This is a genomic window from Corynebacterium sp. P4-C1, from assembly GCF_030503595.1.
Taxonomy (GTDB): domain Bacteria; phylum Actinomycetota; class Actinomycetes; order Mycobacteriales; family Mycobacteriaceae; genus Corynebacterium.
On the sequence record NZ_CP129966.1, the window covers coordinates 919,644 to 936,736 of the forward strand.

Annotated in this window: 15 protein-coding genes; 9 read left to right on the forward strand and 6 right to left on the reverse strand. The window is 63.6% G+C overall.

Annotated features, from left to right (window positions below):
* Positions 1-20: 20 nt before the first annotated feature.
* Together QYR03_RS04365 and QYR03_RS04370 are read right to left on the reverse strand one after the other, a co-directional pair.
* Positions 21-1,526, reverse strand: a complete 1,506-nt coding sequence (locus tag QYR03_RS04365) for a multicopper oxidase family protein (protein ID WP_259851590.1) — start codon at positions 1,524-1,526, stop codon at positions 21-23.
* Positions 1,527-1,578: 52 nt separating this feature from the next.
* Positions 1,579-2,958, reverse strand: coding sequence for a multicopper oxidase family protein (locus tag QYR03_RS04370; protein ID WP_301713104.1), 1,380 nt, complete (start codon positions 2,956-2,958; stop codon positions 1,579-1,581).
* 70 nt (positions 2,959-3,028) lie between these two features.
* Here QYR03_RS04370 and QYR03_RS04375 point away from each other — a divergent pair, with 70 nt between their 5' ends.
* The 6 genes from QYR03_RS04375 to pth (QYR03_RS04400) all read left to right on the forward strand — a co-directional run bounded on the left by QYR03_RS04375 (position 3,029) and on the right by pth (QYR03_RS04400) (position 9,790).
* A complete protein-coding gene (locus QYR03_RS04375; protein WP_301713126.1) occupies positions 3,029-4,249 on the forward strand; it encodes an MFS transporter in 1,221 nt (406 codons plus the stop codon).
* A gap of 108 nt (positions 4,250-4,357) precedes the next feature.
* Positions 4,358-5,770: a bifunctional UDP-N-acetylglucosamine diphosphorylase/glucosamine-1-phosphate N-acetyltransferase GlmU gene (glmU, locus tag QYR03_RS04380; protein WP_301978994.1), complete on the forward strand. Its 1,413-nt coding sequence runs from the start codon at positions 4,358-4,360 to the stop codon at positions 5,768-5,770.
* A complete protein-coding gene (locus QYR03_RS04385) occupies positions 5,760-6,737 on the forward strand; it encodes a ribose-phosphate diphosphokinase (protein ID WP_301713101.1) in 978 nt (325 codons plus the stop codon). Before glmU ends, QYR03_RS04385 begins: the two co-directional genes overlap by 11 nt.
* Before the next feature lie 147 nt (positions 6,738-6,884).
* On the forward strand, positions 6,885-8,261 hold the full coding sequence (locus tag QYR03_RS04390; RefSeq protein ID WP_259851585.1) for an MFS transporter: 1,377 nt from the start codon (positions 6,885-6,887) through the stop codon (positions 8,259-8,261).
* A gap of 214 nt (positions 8,262-8,475) precedes the next feature.
* Positions 8,476-9,138, forward strand: a complete 663-nt coding sequence (locus QYR03_RS04395) for a 50S ribosomal protein L25/general stress protein Ctc (protein ID WP_301713100.1) — start codon at positions 8,476-8,478, stop codon at positions 9,136-9,138.
* An 85-nt stretch (positions 9,139-9,223) separates the two neighbouring features.
* Entirely contained in the window at positions 9,224-9,790 is a 567-nt protein-coding gene (pth, locus tag QYR03_RS04400; protein ID WP_301713099.1) for an aminoacyl-tRNA hydrolase, read from the forward strand.
* Positions 9,791-9,837: 47 nt separating this feature from the next.
* On the opposite strand, the gene QYR03_RS04405 is transcribed toward pth (QYR03_RS04400), so the two are convergent.
* On the reverse strand, positions 9,838-10,788 hold the full coding sequence (locus QYR03_RS04405; RefSeq protein ID WP_301713098.1) for a nitronate monooxygenase: 951 nt from the start codon (positions 10,786-10,788) through the stop codon (positions 9,838-9,840).
* Here QYR03_RS04405 and pth (QYR03_RS04410) point away from each other — a divergent pair.
* Positions 10,787-11,440, forward strand: coding sequence for an aminoacyl-tRNA hydrolase (pth, locus tag QYR03_RS04410; RefSeq protein ID WP_301713097.1), 654 nt, complete (start codon positions 10,787-10,789; stop codon positions 11,438-11,440). The two genes, QYR03_RS04405 and pth (QYR03_RS04410), sit on opposite strands and share 2 nt — an antisense overlap.
* On the opposite strand, the gene QYR03_RS04415 is transcribed toward pth (QYR03_RS04410), so the two are convergent.
* Positions 11,441-11,986: an NADPH-dependent FMN reductase gene (locus QYR03_RS04415; protein WP_301713096.1), complete on the reverse strand. Its 546-nt coding sequence runs from the start codon at positions 11,984-11,986 to the stop codon at positions 11,441-11,443.
* 142 nt (positions 11,987-12,128) lie between these two features.
* On the opposite strand from QYR03_RS04415, the gene QYR03_RS04420 reads away from it, so the two are divergent.
* Entirely contained in the window at positions 12,129-13,028 is a 900-nt protein-coding gene (locus QYR03_RS04420) for an NAD(P)/FAD-dependent oxidoreductase (RefSeq protein WP_301713095.1), read from the forward strand.
* 59 nt (positions 13,029-13,087) lie between these two features.
* Positions 13,088-14,719, forward strand: a complete 1,632-nt coding sequence (locus QYR03_RS04425) for a peptide chain release factor 3 (RefSeq protein ID WP_301713094.1) — start codon at positions 13,088-13,090, stop codon at positions 14,717-14,719.
* Positions 14,720-14,728: 9 nt separating this feature from the next.
* On the opposite strand, the gene QYR03_RS04430 is transcribed toward QYR03_RS04425, so the two are convergent.
* Together QYR03_RS04430 and QYR03_RS04435 are read right to left on the reverse strand one after the other, a co-directional pair.
* The gene (locus QYR03_RS04430; RefSeq protein WP_301713093.1) at positions 14,729-15,394 is read right to left on the reverse strand and encodes an LppP/LprE family lipoprotein; all 666 of its coding nucleotides are present in this window, start codon (positions 15,392-15,394) and stop codon (positions 14,729-14,731) included.
* A gap of 202 nt (positions 15,395-15,596) precedes the next feature.
* Positions 15,597-17,009, reverse strand: a complete 1,413-nt coding sequence (locus QYR03_RS04435; RefSeq protein ID WP_301713092.1) for a hypothetical protein — start codon at positions 17,007-17,009, stop codon at positions 15,597-15,599.
* Positions 17,010-17,093: the final 84 nt, after the last annotated feature.

Genomic DNA, 17,093 nt, shown 5'->3' on the forward strand with positions numbered 1-17,093 from the left:
TACTCAGCGCCGCATGGCAGCTAGTGCCGCCCGGTGTGCTTCTCCAGCGCGGGCTGCTGACCGGGTTCGACAATGACGTACTGGCCCATCATTCCCTGGTCTTCGTGGTAGAGCATGTGGCAGTGGTACATGTACGCCAGGGTGGGGTCCGGGTGGTAGCCGAATTCCACGAGCAAGGTCACCGTCGTTTGTGGAGGCACGAAAATCGTGTCGTGCCAGCCCTGGGTGAACGCAACGGCCCCGCCGTCGACGGACTCCACCGTGAACCGCGCGTTGTGGATGTGGAAGTTGTGCGGCCAGTCCGCGTTCTCATTGGTCACCCGCCAGATCTCGGGGCCGGAGTGGTCGACGACGACGTCGACGCGTTCCATGTCCATTGTCTGCCCGTTGATCTCGAATCCACTCAGCGCGAACTCGCGCTCGACTGCGCCGGAAGCGTCAGGCTTATCGACGCCCACCAGCGTCCCCGGCACCTCCCCCACCTCCGGGGTGTTCTCATCGGGGCCAGTGATCTTCACTAGGTCGAAGGTATCCCGGAGGCCGAAACCGTTGGCTACCTCTTCCTTGGGGAGACCGCCGCCGTCGGGGACGCCGTCGCTACGCAGCATGAGGTCCTCGCCGGGCTCGAGGTCGACGAGGATCTCGGCGCGTTCGCCGGGGCTGAGCAGGATACTGTCGACCTCCACCGGTTCGCTCAACAGTCCTTGGTCGGTGGCGATGACGTGGAAGGGCTTCCCCACGACAAGGTTGTGGAAGCGCATCGTCGCACCGTTGACCAAGCGCAGACGGACCCGGCGCGTGGTTGCGGTGAACTGCGGCTTGGTGATGCCGTTGATGAGCGGAGTGGTCCCTAGCAGCCCGTAGTCGGGGTCGAAAGTCGAGTCCAGGCTGGCGTCCGCGCGGAACTTGGCGTCGGTGATGATGACGGGAATGTCGTCGACGCCATAGTCGTGGGGCAACTCGAGGGCGTCGGATTCGTCGTCCGCGACGATCAGGCCGCCAGCGAGACCCCGGTAGGCGTGCAGTCCGGAGACATTGTGCGGGTGCGGATGATACCAGCAGGTCGATGCCGGCTGGTCCATGTCCCAGGACGGTTCCCAGGACGTGCCCGGGTCGAACATGAGCGCGGGTCCGCCGTCGGCGGCCGCCGGCAGGTGGAGGCCGTGCCAGTGCACGACGGTGGGCTCGGTCACCTCGTTGTTGACCTTCATCTCGATGTGCTCGCCGCGGCGCATGTACAGCGTGGGGCCGAGCCACGCACCGTTGAAGCCCCACGTGTCGGTCATCTTGCCCGGCAGGATTTCAGTCTGTCCCGCCTGCGCGGTGAGCTCGAAGCGGCGGGTGCCACCCTCCAGCTCGCCTTCGTACAGCTCCGGCACCGGCAGGTCGCGGTACTCCTCTTTCGCACCCTCGGGCGCGGTCTGACGGAAACGGACACCACCCGGTCCTGCGCAGGCGGTCGCCGTCGCCGCCGTGGCGAGCAGCATGCCCTTGAAGAACGTGCGCCGTCCGAATTCCCGTTTCATGGTTCTCCTTTTCTGTGTCTTGCTCTGACTTGATTAGCGGATTAACCAGCGTCTAGTGCGAATGGCTCTGGAGTTCCGGCTTCTGCCCCGGTTCGACGATGACGAACTGCCCCATCATTCCGTGGTCCTCGTGGTTGAGCATGTGGCAGTGGTACATGTACGCCAAGGTCGGGTCCGGGTAGTAGCCGAAGTCGACGTGCAGGGTGACCGTCGCGAGCGGCGGAACATTGATCGTGTCGTGCCAGCCCGCACTGAAGTCGATGCGGCCGTTCTCGACGTCGGTGACCAGAAAGCGCGCGTCGTGCACGTGGAAATTGTGCAGCTTGGCGGCATTCTCGTTCGTGACTTTCCAGATCTCAGGACCGCGGTGGTCCACCACCTCGTCTACACGCGACATGTCCATCTGCTTGCCGTTGATCTCCATGTCCTTCAAACGGAATTCACGCTGGACGGTGGCCTTCTCGGGCTCCTCAAATTCGATGAGTGTCTCCGGTAGCGGCGGGAACGCGGGCGCTTCTTCCGGCGGCGCACCGATCGCGAGCACGTCGAAGAGGTCGGTGACACCGAAGGTCTGCGCGGTTTCTTCGTCGGGCAGGTCGGCGAAGCGCGGCAGACCGTCACTGCGCAACGCGAGATCCTTTCCGGGCTCGAGATCCACGACGATCTCCACACGCTCGCCGGAAGTGAGCAAGATCGATTCCGCTTCCACCGGAGTTTCCAGCAGTCCTTGATCGGTGGCGACGATCTGGAAGGGAACCCCGAGCGTGAGATTCAAAAATCGCATCGTCGACCCATTGAGGATGCGCAGGCGTAATCGCCGGGTCGTCGCCTCAAAGCGCGGACTGGTGATCCCGTTGACGATCAAGGTGTCGCCGAGCCAACCGTCGTCGGCGTTGAGCTGGCCGTCGTCGTCGAAATTCGCGTCTCTAATCAACACCGGGATGTCGTCCACCCCGTAACGGGAGGGCAAGCCGGGGATGCCGGCGGTGGTGGTGTCGTCGTCAAGCACGATGGCGCCGACGAGCCCGCGGTACGCCTGGATCGCGGATTCGCCGTGGGGGTGCGGGTGGTACCAGCACGTCGACGCAGGCTGTTCGACGGTCCACGACGGCGACCACGACTCGCCCGGATCGAACATGAGCGCCGGTCCCCCGTCTGCCGTGACCGGCAGGTGGAGACCGTGCCAGTGGACAACAGTAGGATCGGGCAGCTCATTGTGCACCGTCATGTCGATCTGTTCCTCGCGCCGCATGTACAGCGTCGGACCGAGGAACGGCCCATTGAAACCCCACGTCTTCGTCGTCGTGCCCGGCAGGATTTCGTATTCGCCTTCCTGCGCGGTCAGCTCGAAGCGGCGGACATTGCCGTCGAGTGTCCCTTCATACAGCGGCGGGATCGGCAGCGATCGTGTCGAATCTGTTGCGCCGGTCATTGAGCTCTTACTGCCTCCCAGTTCGCTGGTGTACAGATTCGACCCTACTATCCGAGGTGTGTCTTCCCCCATGCCGCATGAAGAGCACAACGCGCGCCGTTTCATCTGGTCGAACGGCCTACAAAACATCGGTGACCAGGTTGTCGCCCCGAAAACTGTGCTACCGTGGCTGTTCACCGCCGCCGGCGTTCCCGCTGGATTCACATCATTTCTGGTGCCGATCCGCGAGTCCGGCTCCATGCTCCCCCAGTTCGCGCTGAGCCCGTGGGTGACATCGGCGGCGTCCCGCAAGCGAGTCTGGCTGATCGGCTCCTGGGGGCAGTTCATCGCGGCGGCACTGATCGCTGTGGCAGCGATGTTCCTGAACGGCACCGCACTCGGTGTCGCTGTCTTGGTGCTGCTCGGCATCCAGGCGTGCTTCCGGGCTATCTGCTCGATCGCGGGCAAAGACGTGCAGGGACGCACAATCTCGAAGGGGCATCGCGGCGACATCACCGGGCGCGCAACGGCGCTCGGCGGCGGATTCACTCTGGCGGTCGGTTTGGCCCTGACATTCCTGCCGAACGACTTGCCGCGCTGGATCCTCGTGCTGCTGCTCGGCATCGGCGCATCCACCTGGGCGTTTGCCTCGCTCGTCTTCTCCGGAATCAAAGAGCCGGAATCGGAACCGGACGATAACGCCGCCACCCACGGTTTCAAGGAAATGTGGTCGCTGGTCACGAGTGATAAGGACCTGCAGAAATTCCTCGTCGTGCGCTCGCTGATGCTGGTCACCGCACTGTCGACGCCGTTCATTGTCGTGCTCGGCCAGGAGCAAGGCTCGGATCTGACGGGGCTTGGTGCCTTCATCATCGCCTCCGGGGGCGCAGCGCTGCTCGGCGGACGCGTGTCCGGCAAATGGTCTGATAAATCCTCTAAGAACGCGATGGGCTGGGCGGCCGGCGCAGCCTCGACCGTGCTGGTGCTGCTCGTTCTCAGCGCGCGCTTCGTTCCGGCCGACATCAACGCCTGGGTCATGCCCGCGGGATTCTTCCTCGTCAACCTCGCGCACACGACAGTGCGCGTGAGCCGCAAGACCTACCTGGTTGACATGGCCACCGGTGACAACCGCACCTTGATCACCGGCGTGTCCAACACTGTCATGGGCGTCATGCTGCTCGTGGTGGGCGCTGTGTCCTCAGTCGTCGCCGCCTTCGGCACCCAAGCCGCTCTGATATTCCTCGCGGTCATCGGCTTCGTCGGCGTGTTCGGTGCGTCGAATTTGCGTGAAGTCTCTGCGGGAGCAGCCTAAGCGTTAAGCTAGTCCACGAAATTTCCCAGGAACTGTAAGGAGTACCCCAGCGTGCCAACTAATTCCGAGTGCGCCGTCGTCGTTTTGGCGGCCGGTGCCGGAACCCGCATGAAGTCGACGACGCAGAAGACCCTCCACGAAATCGGCGGGCGCAGCCTCTTGTCGCATTCGCTGCACGCGGCCGCCGGGATCTCCCCCGCCCACCTCGTCGCCGTGGTCGGCCACCAGCGCGACCAGGTCTCCCCGGCCGTGGACGGCATCGCCGAGGACATGCAGGTAACCATCCTCCAGGCCGTCCAGGAGGAGCAGAATGGCACCGGCCACGCCGTGCAGGTCGGCTTGGGCGCCATCCCCGATTTCAACGGAACTGTCGTGGTCACCAATGGCGATGTGCCGCTGCTGCGGACGGAGACGATCGAGGCGCTCGTCGATAAGCATGAAAGCGCGCAGGCCGCTGTAACTGTGCTGTCCCTGGAATTCGAGGACCCGACGGGCTACGGGCGCATCATCCGCGACAGCGACGGCAACGTGCGCGAAATCGTCGAGGAAAAGGACGCGAACGACGAACAGCGCGCGGTCACCGAGGTCAACTCCGGTGTCTTCGCTTTCGACGGCGCTGTACTGCGTGATGCGCTGACCCGCATCAACTCCGATAACGCGCAGGGTGAGCTGTACATCACCGACGTGCTCGGCATCGCGGTGAACGACGGCCGGACCGTCACTGCGTTCACCGCCCCCGACGCGCGGGAGCTCGCCGGCGTCAACGACCGCGTGCAGCTCGCCGCCGCCGGCAAGGAACTCAACCGCCGCCTCGTCGAGCGCGCCATGCGCGGCGGCGCCACCATCGTCGACCCTGACACCACCTGGATTGGCGTCGACGTGGAAATCGGCCAGGACGTCACCATCCACCCGAACACCCAGCTGTGGGGCTCCACCGTGATCGGCGACGGCGCCGTCGTCGGCCCCGACACCACCCTGACCGACTTCGAGGTCGGGACCCGCGCCTCCGTTGTGCGCACCCACGGCGAACTCGGCGTCGTCGGCGAAGAAGCCGCCGTGGGCCCGTTTACCTACATCCGCCCGGGCACCACCCTCGGCGCACGCGGCAAGCTCGGCGGCTTCGTCGAGGCCAAGAACGCGCAGATCGGCGACGGCTCGAAGGTGCCCCACCTGACCTACATCGGCGACGCGACCGTAGGCCGTGAATCGAATATCGGCGCCTCCAGCGTCTTCGTCAACTACGACGGCGTGAACAAGCACCGCACCACCATCGGCGACCACTGCCGCACAGGCTCCGACACCATGTTCGTCGCTCCCGTCACGGTCGGCGATGGGGCGTACACCGGCGCAGGTACAGTAGTGACTAAAGATGTGCCCGCCGGCGCCCTCGCCGTCAAGGAAGGACACCAGCGCAACATCGAAGGCTGGGTGGAGAAGAACCGCCCCGGCACGGACGCGGCCGAAGCCTCCCAGCGCGCACGCGAGAGTGAACTGAAAGGTGACACCACCAATGACCGGTAAGAAAGTCGAAAGCCACAAGGACCTCAAGGTCTTCTCCGGCCGGGCCCATCCCGAGCTCGCCGAAAAGGTCGCCGAGGAGCTGGGCATCGACCTCGTGCCCACCACCGCACGCGACTTCGCCAACGGCGAGATCTTCATCCGCTTCGACGAGTCCGTCCGCGGCGCCGACTGCTTTGTCATGCAGTCCCACACCCAGCCGCTGAACAAGTGGCTGATGGAGCAGCTCATCATGATCGACGCGCTCAAGCGCGGCTCCGCCAAGCGCATCACCGCGATCCTGCCGTTCTACCCGTACGCGCGCCAGGACAAGAAGCACCGCGGCCGCGAGCCGATCTCCGCCCGCCTAGTCGCAGACCTGCTCACCGCTGCCGGAGCGGACCGCATTGTCTCCGTCGACCTGCACACGGACCAGATCCAAGGCTTTTTCGACGGACCGGTCGACCACATGCACGCGATGCCGATCCTGACCGACTACATCAAGTCAAAGTATCCGCTGGACAACCTCGTAGTGGTCTCCCCGGATGCGGGCCGCGTGAAAACCGCTGAGAAGTGGGCCAACACGCTCGGCGATGCCCCGATGGCTTTCGTGCACAAGACCCGCGACATCGATGCCGCGAACAAGGTCGTGTCCAACCGCGTCGTCGGTGATGTTCAGGGCAAGGACTGCGTCCTGCTCGACGACATGATCGACACCGGCGGTACCATCGCCGGCGCGGTCGGCGTGCTCAAGGATGCCGGTGCCCGTTCGGTGGTCATCGCCACCACCCACGGCGTCTTCTCCGATCCGGCACGCGAGCGCCTGTCCACCTGCGGCGCGGAGGAGGTCATCACGACCGACACTCTGCCGCAGTCCACGGAGGGCTGGAGCAACCTCACCGTTCTCTCCATCGCCCCGCTTCTCGCGCGCACGATCCACGAGATCTTCGAGAACGGCTCCGTGACCACCCTCTTCGAGGGCCAGGCCTAGCACCTTTTCCAGGTACCTACTCCAAGGCACCTATTCACCGCCGAGCGCGTAGCCACCCCATCGCGCCGACCTTGTGGATAGGCCTCCTGGAGTAGGTTTTCTCGTTTTCGAGCGGTGTGCGCGCGCCCTCGCATAAACTTCGCAAACATGGTTTCACCGAAAGTAGCAACCGCACCGCTTATCGACGGCCCCTCCCTCACCTCCGAACGCCGCCGCGTGGTAGCAGCCACGACGGTGGGCACTGCCATCGAGTGGTACGACTTCTTCCTTTACGCCGCCACCGCCGGCTTGGTGTTCAAAGCCGCGATATTCACCCCGCTGGGCCCGGCCGGCGGAACTTTATTCGCATTCCTCACCGTCGGACTGTCGTTCCTGTTCCGCCCGCTCGGCGCGTTTTTGGCGGGGCATTTCGCGGACAAGCTCGGCCGCCGCGCGGTCCTCATGGTGACACTGTTGGCGATGGGCGGCGCCACCACTCTGATCGGCCTGCTCCCCACCTACGAGACGATCGGCGTCCTCTCCCCTGTCTTGCTCGTCCTGCTGCGCCTGGTGCAGGGCATTTCCGCCGGCGGCGAGTGGGGCTCGGCTGTCCTGCTGGCCGTCGAGCACGCCCCGGACGGCAAACGCGGACTCTTCGGCGCGAGTCCGCAGATCGGCGCCCCGGCTGGCCTGCTGCTATCGTCCGGGGCGCTGTATCTGATGAATATCATCGCCCCGGGCGACGCCTTCCTCGAGTGGGGGTGGCGCGTACCGTTCCTCTTCTCCGCCTTGCTGGTCCTGCTCGGCTGGTGGGTGCGTAAGGGAGTGGATGAATCACCGGTGTACGAGGAAATGGCGGAGATTTCCTCCAACCAGACATCCAATCCAATCGGAACCCTGTTCCGGAACTACACCCCCGTTGTCATCGCTGGCGCTCTACTCTTCGCCGCGAATAGCGTTCTGGGATATATGACCACCGGCGGGTACATCCAGAACTACACCACCGATCCGGACGGAATGGCCCTCGACCGTGGCCCGATTCTTTTCGCCGTCACCGTCGCCGGCGCGGTGTGGATGGTCTCCACGTTCTTCACCGGCTGGCTCTCCGACCGGCTCGGGCGAAAGACCACCCTCGTTGGAGGTTTTGTCGTTCAGATCGTAGCCGCTCTCGTTCTTTTCCCGCTGGTGAACACGGCGGACATGGGAAAGATCTACGTCGCCCTAATCTTCCTCGCTCTCGCGCTCGGCTTCACTTACGGACAGATTGCAGCACTGTATGCCGAGCTTTTCCCCGCATCGGTCCGCGCGTCAGGCACGTCGATCACCTACGCCATCGGCGCGATCCTCGGCGGCGCATTCACTCCGTTCATTGCATCCTGGATCTACGAGGCCACTGGCTCATCGTGGGGCATCACCACCTACCTGGTCGGCGCGAGTGTCATCGGACTCGCCGTGGCTGTGTGTCTCCGGGAGCGCGCGGACATTCCGCTCGACCCTAGCAACGAACACGTGCAGCGCACCGGCCATTTCATCTGGCAACGCTAGGTTTGGTCCGGCCCAGCCCGGTCTGCTAATCTCGTGACCTGTCTCGGCGAGGGACCCCACTTGCACGGATACGCGCAAGCAGGGCCGTTATCGACGCGATGAATCATCACAGACTTTTCTCCCAAAAAGCCTGCGGTCACTCGACGAGCACACGTGGCCGCAGGCTTTTTCTGTGGCTCATCGAACCTACGCATCACTAGAAGGAGAAAGCATCATGGCGAATAAGTTCCCGACTATCCAGGCTGAGAAGCGCGATGAGTTCGGCAAGGGCTCCGCTCGCCGTCTGCGCGCCGCTGGCCGCGTCCCGGGCGTCCTGTACAGCAACGGCGAGGACAACCTCCACTTCCACGTGGACATCCTCGAGATCACCGCTCTCGTGCGCAACGACGGCACCAACGCCATTCTCGAGCTCGAGGTTGACGGCGACAAGAACCTCGCGATGGTTAAGCACGTCGACCAGAACGTCCTGACCCTGAACATCGACCACATCGACCTCTTCGGCGTCAAGCGCGGCGAGAAGGTCACCGTCGAGGTTCCGGTCATCTACGAGGGCGAGGCCGCCCCGGACGCTGTGATTCTCCAGGAGATCGACGTTGTCGAGATCGAGGTCGACGCTCTGAACATTCCAGACGAGATCGTCGTGTCCATCGAGGGCAAGGAGATCGGCGACCAGATCTTCGCCAGCGACCTGCCGCTGCCGGAGGGTTCCGAGCTGATCACCGATCCGGAGCAGCTGGCGATCAACGTCACCTACGAGCAGGTTGACGAGGAGCTCGAGTCTGAGGCTGAGGACGCTGAGGAAGGCGGAGCCGAGGCTGGCGCCGACTCCGAGGAGGGCGCAGAGGAGGGCGAGTCCGAGGACGACTCCGAGGAGTAAGCCTTCGCTTATCGACGCCCGCGTCTTAACGGCCGGCGACCCCACCACGGGGTTACCGGCCGTTTATTCATTTATTCTGGTGTGCATGGCTGCTGATTCCACCGCCCCGGTTCTGGTCGTCGGCTTGGGAAACCCCGGCACGATCTACTCGCAGACCCGCCATAATGCGGGAGTGATGGTCATCGAGGAACTGCTCGACCGCGCCACCCCGATGCCGGCACAGTTGAGCGTGCACAAGAAGACCAACACGGAGGTCGCCGAACTCACGGCCGGCCGTCTCACCGACCGGCGCACGATTCTCGCCCGCACCCGCAGCTTCATGAATGTCTCGGGCGGCCCGGTGAAAGCCCTCGCCACCTACTACGGCGTGAACCCAGAAAATATCTACGTTGTCTACGACGAGCTCGACCTCGACTTCGGCCAGGTCAAGCTCCGGCTCGGCGGCGGCGACCACGGCCACAACGGATTGAAGTCCGTGACCAAGTCACTGGGCACCCCCAACTACAACCGCCTCGCCGTTGGCATCGGCCGCCCGCCGGGCCGCCAAGCCCCCGCCGACTACGTGCTCAAGCCGTTTGCCAAGCAGGAGGCGGCGGAATTGCCCATCACGCTCGCCGACGCCGCCGACGAGCTCATCGCCGCCATCTCGTAGAAAGGGACTGCCATGCGAACTCGAACCGCGCCAGTCGTAACCACCGTCTAACGACCCAGCAGCTTCGCCTCGATCTCCGCGGCGGGGCCCTCCTGGAGTTTCCCGGCGAACTCGTCGCCGACGAGGCAGTAGGAGTAGTCCGGGTTCTCCCGCAGTGGCTTCTGCATCGCGTTGAGCTGCGGGTACAGCGGCGGCAGATCGGGGTGCTCGCGAGTAAAGCGGCTTTCCACGCCACGGGCGTAGCGGCCGGAGAAGGCGCGAGTGGACACGGAGGTGCCACCGGCTTTCAGGATGGAGCGGTTGGTCTGGCTGGTGCCGGCTTCGTCGGCAAGCAGGAATGCACTGCCGCAGGCAACGGATACCGCGCCCCACTCGATGAGCCGCTCGACGTCCTCGGAGGTCCGCGCGCCGCCAGCGGCGATCATGGGAATGTTCACGTGGCGGAAAATGCCGCTGAGCAGCTGCTCCAGGTCGCGCTCGTCGGGCTCTTCGGTGATCGTCCACGTGGAGCGGTGGCCGCCGGCCTTCGGGCCTTGGACAATCAGTCCGTCGGCACCGAGTTCCGCTGCCTTGATCGCGTCTACTTCATTGGTCACCGTCACCCACGCCTGAATGCCGGCGTCGTGGATGCGTGCGAATTCCGCCTCCGTGAAGCAGCCGAAGGTGCAGGAAATAATCGTCGCGCGACCGTCGGCAAGCGCGAGGTCGAGTTTGTCGTGGAAGCCGAATGTGTAATCCGGCTCAGGAATCTCGGCCCCGAGCTCTGCGGCGGCCGCTTCGAGGTCCTCCCGGCGCGGCTCCTCGCGCTGCGGGTAGAACAGGTTAATGCCGAACGGCTCCTCCACCCGGCTGAGTTCGTCGCGCGCTTGGTCGAGCGGGCATGTCCCCCACGCGAGGAAGCCGAAGCCGACGGCATTCACGAGTTCGGGGGTACTCGGGCCGCCCGCCATGGGGGCTGCGACGATGCGGGGCAGGCGTGCGGGAAGATCTGGTGGCATGACGCCCACACTAGCAACATGGCCCCTTAGACTGGGCTGCGTGTTCGATAAACTCCGCGCCCTGTTCACGTCCCGCCGGCCCACGCACAGTCCCGAGTTTCCCGATGCAGAGTGGCTCATCGTCGGATTGGGCAACCCCGGCGCGAAATACGCCGCTACCCGCCACAACGTGGGATACATGGCGCTCAACGAGCTTGTCGGCGCTGCGCTGAACCCCCTTCCCGGCTTCAAAGCGCACACAGCACCAGTTCCGGGCACGTCCGCTCTGGCAGTGCGTTCGACGACCTTCATGAACAACAGCGGCGAGGGCGTCGCCCCAGTCGCGGAGAAGCTCGGAATCCCGCCAGAGCGGATCATTGTCCTGCACGACGAGCTGGACCTGCCCGCGGGCAAGGTGCGCATCAAGCAGGGCGGTAACGAGAACGGCCACAACGGCCTGAAATCCCTGACGGAGCAGTTAGGCACACGGGACTACATCCGGGTCCGTATGGGCATCGGCCGCCCACCGAAAGGGATGCCAGTTCCAGATTGGATGCTTAGCCCCATCGATGACGAAGGGCTCGATGAGCAGATAGCCACCGCCGCCGAGGCAGCCCGCCTCGTCGTCGCTGAAGGTCTGCAGCGCACGCAGAACCAGATCCACGCGCGGTGACTAGCCGCGCAGCTTGCCTGCCATTTCCTCGAGGCGATCGCACATCGCGGCGAGCTCCTTGGCGCGGTGCGGCATCGGGTTGAAGCCGTCCTTCATTTCCATCGCCTGAATGAAGCCGAGCTGCTCGCGGATGTCGTGCATGTGGAAATTCGCGGCGATCTGGCGCCAGTGCTCGATCGCTCGGATAGCGCCGACGCCGCCGTAGCCGACGAACGCGATGGGCTTGCCCACCCACTCCGGGCCCAGGGTGTCCACGGCGTTCTTCAGTGCGGCGGGCACGGAGTGGTTGTATTCGGGGGTGATGAAGATGAAGGCGTCGCACGCATCGATTGCCTGCGACCAGCGGGTCACCTCATCGTTGTCATACTGCTTGTTCATGAGCATGGGTAGCCCGGCGCCGTCGTAAAGCGGAAGCGCGTAATCCGCGAGGTCGATGAACTCGTAGTCGAACCCCTCCCGCTCGCCGATGCTCTCCTTCATCCAGTCCGCGACCTTCTCCGCAGTGCGTCCCTTACGGATGGAACCGACGATCACACCGATCTTCATAACGTCTCCTCTCAATTGCGTACAAGTCACCTAACTTCGCTCCCACTCTAACGGAGGCCGTCACGGCCTCCCGCTATGGAGCCCCAAGCAACTAGTGTGTTCAACGCACAAGACTGGCGGAAGAATTCCAGGGGGCTACAGCATGGACGTCACCATTATCGGCGGAGGCTTTGCCGGCACGGCGGCCGCGATCAATTTGGCGCGAGCGAATCGTTCGGTTTGTTTGGTTGACGAGGGTAAGCCCCGCAACCGCTTCAGCGAGCACGCCCACGGCATCCTTGGCCTAGACTCGATCAATCCCTCGGAGCTTCTTTCTAGAGCTCACGAAGAATTCGTGTCGTTCGGCGGAACGATTCTTCCTCAACGCGCGAACAAGCTGACGGAGTCGCATGACGGCGAGTCTCGTTGGTCGGTCCAGCTGACTGGTGGAGAGGCTGTAAAGTCTTCCCACGTTCTCGTCGCCACCGGCATCACAGATGTACTCCCTGATGTCCCCGGTCTGCCTGAGTTGTGGGGGAAACGTGTTTTCCACTGTCCTTACTGCCACGGGTACGAGGAGAGAGGAACGAACCTCGCGGTGATTGGCGGAGAGAACCCCGGTTTCACGTTCCACATCTCTAAGCTCCTGACCAAATGGGCAGAAAAAGTGACGTTCTTCGCGAACGGTCTTGAACTTCCTGCGGAAGAACGCGGGTTGTTCACATCGCTGGGAATCACCGTCACCGAGGAGCCTGTCGTTTCAGTGGACGCGGCCGACGCAAGCCGTTCTGCTGTCACAATTCGCACCAGCAATAACGAGACCACTTTTGATTCCTGCTTCACAGGTCCACGCTTCCAACCGAACGATGAGCTGTTGCGCGAAGCCGGGTGCGATGTTGTTGACGGGTGGGTTCACACCGAGCGTGGGCTGACATCACAGGCTGGGCTGTGGGCCGCCGGCAATGTGATCAGCTCCCCCGACCAGGTTTCACAAGCCGCAGGAGCGGGAGCTGCCGTCGGCATCGCGATCGACCAGGCACTATTCGCAGAGTCCCTACTCTGATTCCACTGCCCCGCACTGGTTAGCCCTGCCGCTGCCGGAGCGACTACCCTCTACAGGTCATGAGCACCGTTTCCGAGGCCGCCCGCCGCCGCACGTTCGCCGTCATCGCCCACCCGGACGCCGGTAAGTCGACGTTGACGGAGGCGCTGGCGCTGCACGCGCACATCATCTCCGAGGCCGGCGCGGTGCACGGCAAGGGCAACCGCAAATCGACGGTGTCCGACTGGATGGAGATGGAGAAAGACCGCGGCATTTCGATCGCGTCGTCCGCGCTGCAGTTCGAGTATCTGCCGGAGGGCCAGGACGGCGAGCCCTACGTGATCAACCTGGTGGACACCCCGGGTCACGCGGACTTCTCGGAAGACACCTACCGCGTGCTGTCCGCCGTCGACGCCGCAGTCATGCTCATCGACGCCGCGAAGGGACTGGAGCCACAGACCCTCAAGCTCTTCCGCGTGTGCAAGGCCCGCGGCCTGCCGATCGTCACCGTGATCAACAAGTGGGACCGCGTGGGGCGCGAGCCGCTCGAGCTTGTCGACGAGATCGTCACCGAGATCGACCTCCAGCCCACTCCCCTGTACTGGCCAGTCGGTGAAGCAGGAGATTTCCGCGGGCTCGCCCACATCAACGACGACGGTGAGGCCGACCAGTATATCCACTTCATCCGCACCGCCGGCGGCTCCACCATCGCCCCGGAGGAGGAGTATTCCCCCGGCGACGCCCTCGCCCGCGAGGAGGATGCGTGGGAGACCGCCGTGGAGGAGGCGGAGTTGCTCGCGGCCGATGGCGCCGTGCACAACCAGCAGCTCTTCGAGCAGTGCGTGACCTCCCCGCTGATTTTCGCCTCCGCGATGCTCAACTTCGGTGTGCACCAGATCCTGGACACGCTGTGCGCCATCGCCCCCGCGCCGGAAGGGCGCGAATCCGACCCGAAGGCAGTGGAGTCGTCGACCACCGCGATGGACACCGAGCGCGAGGTCGGCGACGAATTCTCGGGTGTGGTGTTCAAGGTCCAAGCCGGCATGGACAAGAACCACCGCGACACGCTGGCGTTCATGCGGGTAGTCTCCGGCGAATTCGACCGCGGCATGCAGGTCATCCACGCCCAGTCTGGGCGCAGCTTCTCCACGAAGTATGCCCTCACCGTGTTCGGCCGCAACCGCGACACAGTGGAAACGGCCTTCCCTGGCGACATCATCGGCCTAGTAAACGCAGGCGCGCTCGCCCCAGGCGACACCATCTACTCAGGCAAGAAGGTCCAGTTCCCGCCGATGCCGCAGTTCGCACCCGAGCACTTCCGCACCCTGCGTGCGAAGTCGCTGGGCAAATACAAGCAGTTCCGCAAGGCGCTCGAGCAGTTGGATGCTGAAGGTGTCGTGCAGATTCTGCGCAACGACGCCCGCGGCGATGCCGCCCCCGTCATGGCCGCCGTCGGCCCCATGCAGTTCGAGGTCATGCAGGCCCGGATGGAAAACGAGTACAACGTCGAGACGGTCACCGAACCGATCCCATATTCCGTTGCCCGCCGCACCGACGCCGAATCCGCACCTGAGCTGGGCCGCCAGCGCGGCGTGGAGATCTTCACCCGCACCGACGGCGAGCTCATCGCCCTGTTCGGCGACAAGTGGAAGCTCGCCTTCATCGAAAAGGAGCACCCGGAACTCACCATGGAGCCGCTCGTCGCCGACTAGCCGCTCCCCTTACTGCGGTGTCAAAGAGGTGTTCGGGATCCGCCCGTCGTGGGCGACCTTGTCGCCGTCCCAGTAGTAGGTAACAGTGCTGTTGTAATTCGGCGATTCAGCGTTGCCTGCGCCAGCTTCATCCAACGCTTCCCAGTCTTTGTACAACACGGTAAAGCTGCCGTCGTCATTCGGTGTGATCTCCATCGCTTGCTGCGGGTAAAGCGAATCAACGCCGATGTACTCGCCCTTGTGGAACATGAGGATCAGCGTGCCGAACTGCGCGTTTCCCTGTTCCGCCTGGGTCACGAAAGCGTAGCTCAAATCGGCACACGAGTCGAAGTTGGTGCGCCCCGTGAATTTCCAGCCCCCGAACTTATTCGGGTATTCCTCGTTGGCCTCATCGACGGCTTTGTGGATCTCGGGAGAAGCCGGGTCCGTATCGCATTCTTCATGCTTCTCAGGCTCCTCTTGTTCGGATTGCCCTGCTTCAGTCTCAGTCTCTGTCTCGAAAAGCGTCGTGATGGTAGTGCTGCTCGTCGCCCCGTCGGTAGCTTTCACGCTGGAATCAACGGACTGGAGCGGCGGCTCCGCGATAGTGTCGTCGCTACATCCTGCGAGGAAAACAGCACACGAAAAGGAAAGCCCGGCGAGGAACCGGCGGGTGTATTGACGGTGATTGAGCATGAGCACCTTCCAATTTCTTCAGGCAGTGGTTTTCAAGCCGCTTCTACCGAGTCGGTGCGCCATCGGTGACGCAGATTCCACTGGAAACGGGAGTGACCTTAGCGGGGTTGTTGAACACCGCCTTCGTCATAGCGTAATCGAGGGGCTCCTTTGGCGGCTGGTAGAGCTGGACCGATGTGGAGTCCTCCTCGTCGCCGACTAGCTATTTCAGACGGAGCATCCGGGTCACTGTCCCCTGCCAGTATGCCCCGTCGGGAGTGACCATGCCGGTGAGCTGCATCGGCAAATCCGCTGGCAACGAACCCACCTGGCGCCGAGACACTTCTTCGCCCGTATCAGCGCTGACACCGACGAGATCCACGCGCAGTCGTGCGGGATCAGAACTCAGCGACCAGATTGTGCGGTCCTGCTCGGTAAGCACCGGCAAGGTCTCTATCTTGCGCGGTTTCTCCCACTTCCTCTCGCAGTGAGCGCCGCTTTCCGTTGGGGTGACGTCGATTCGTGCGAGGCCGCCCGTAAACGGGGCGAATTCGGGGTCCGCTTTCCCCTCCACTGCCCTCGGCGGATACGTGAAGCCGTAGGTGGACGGGATGAACAGCGAATTTCCGCTGGCGATCAGGGAGTTCTCCGTGCCCGGGCCGCTCGTAGTGAACGCCGGCATGACGCACACATCCTCACCTGTATCGGCATCGACGACGATGAGGTTCGGGGATCCGTCGGCGTTGTCGACGATCGCTTCCCATTTCCCGTCGGGTCCGAAGACTGTCGGTGTAGTCCCCGATCCCCACGACAGCTGCCCGGGTTTGCGGGCGCTGCCGCGGTCGTAATCGCGCCGCCATTTCAGCTCGATCTTCCCGTTTTTGTATTCGACCTCGTTCAGGGAGTGGCTGGTGAGCACACTCATGCCGTCCGGCCTGCCGGTCAGCCCGTTCGCGATGGTCTCCCCTCCCGGAGCTTGTGCGAGCGGGCGGGTGACCACGCGCCCTTCGTCGATGAGTCCGATCGTCGAGTCTTTGGTGACAAACCAGGTGCGCCCCGCTTGATCCGGTGCAAGGCCGCCGAGTGACGTTCCGGAAGGTAAGCCGAGAGGCATGCGCTTATCGACGCTCAACTGCCACTTCCCGCCTTCAACCCGGTGCCCGATATGGAGGACATCGGTGCCTTCGGCGATGACCACGTTGTCGTGCTCGTCCAAGTATCCGTACACCCCGCCGAGCAGAGAGGTCTTCTGCAATTCCAGCGTGGCCAGCGGCTGGGCGGTCTCCGGATCGAAGAGGACGACCGACGGAACCACGGTGTCCAATCCCAGGTCCAATCCCAGTGCGTTCTTCTGCTTCTGTTCCGTGCCCACATACTTGGTGCACAGGGCCAGCACCATGCCGTCCGATGCCTGAAACGTCGTCGAGCACGTTCCGAGCGGCACAGACCAGTTGATCTTCCCCGCCATGTTCGGCCCCGCCCAGGGAACCGAGTCGGAGGAGTTGATGTCGCGGTGCATCAGGCGCGTCCCCGTAGGAGCAGACTGAGTCTCGGCGTGAGCGGTTGAGCCGCCGACGGCTGCCCCGATAAGGAGCAGCGCTGCAGCGGTTTGTGCAATGCTCGATGGGTTCTTCATCCTTCAGGAGACTACGCCCGGCACAAAAAGCGGCGCACGACTTTCATTCAGTCGGGCGCCGCTTGCTACCGCGGAAGAGTCCTG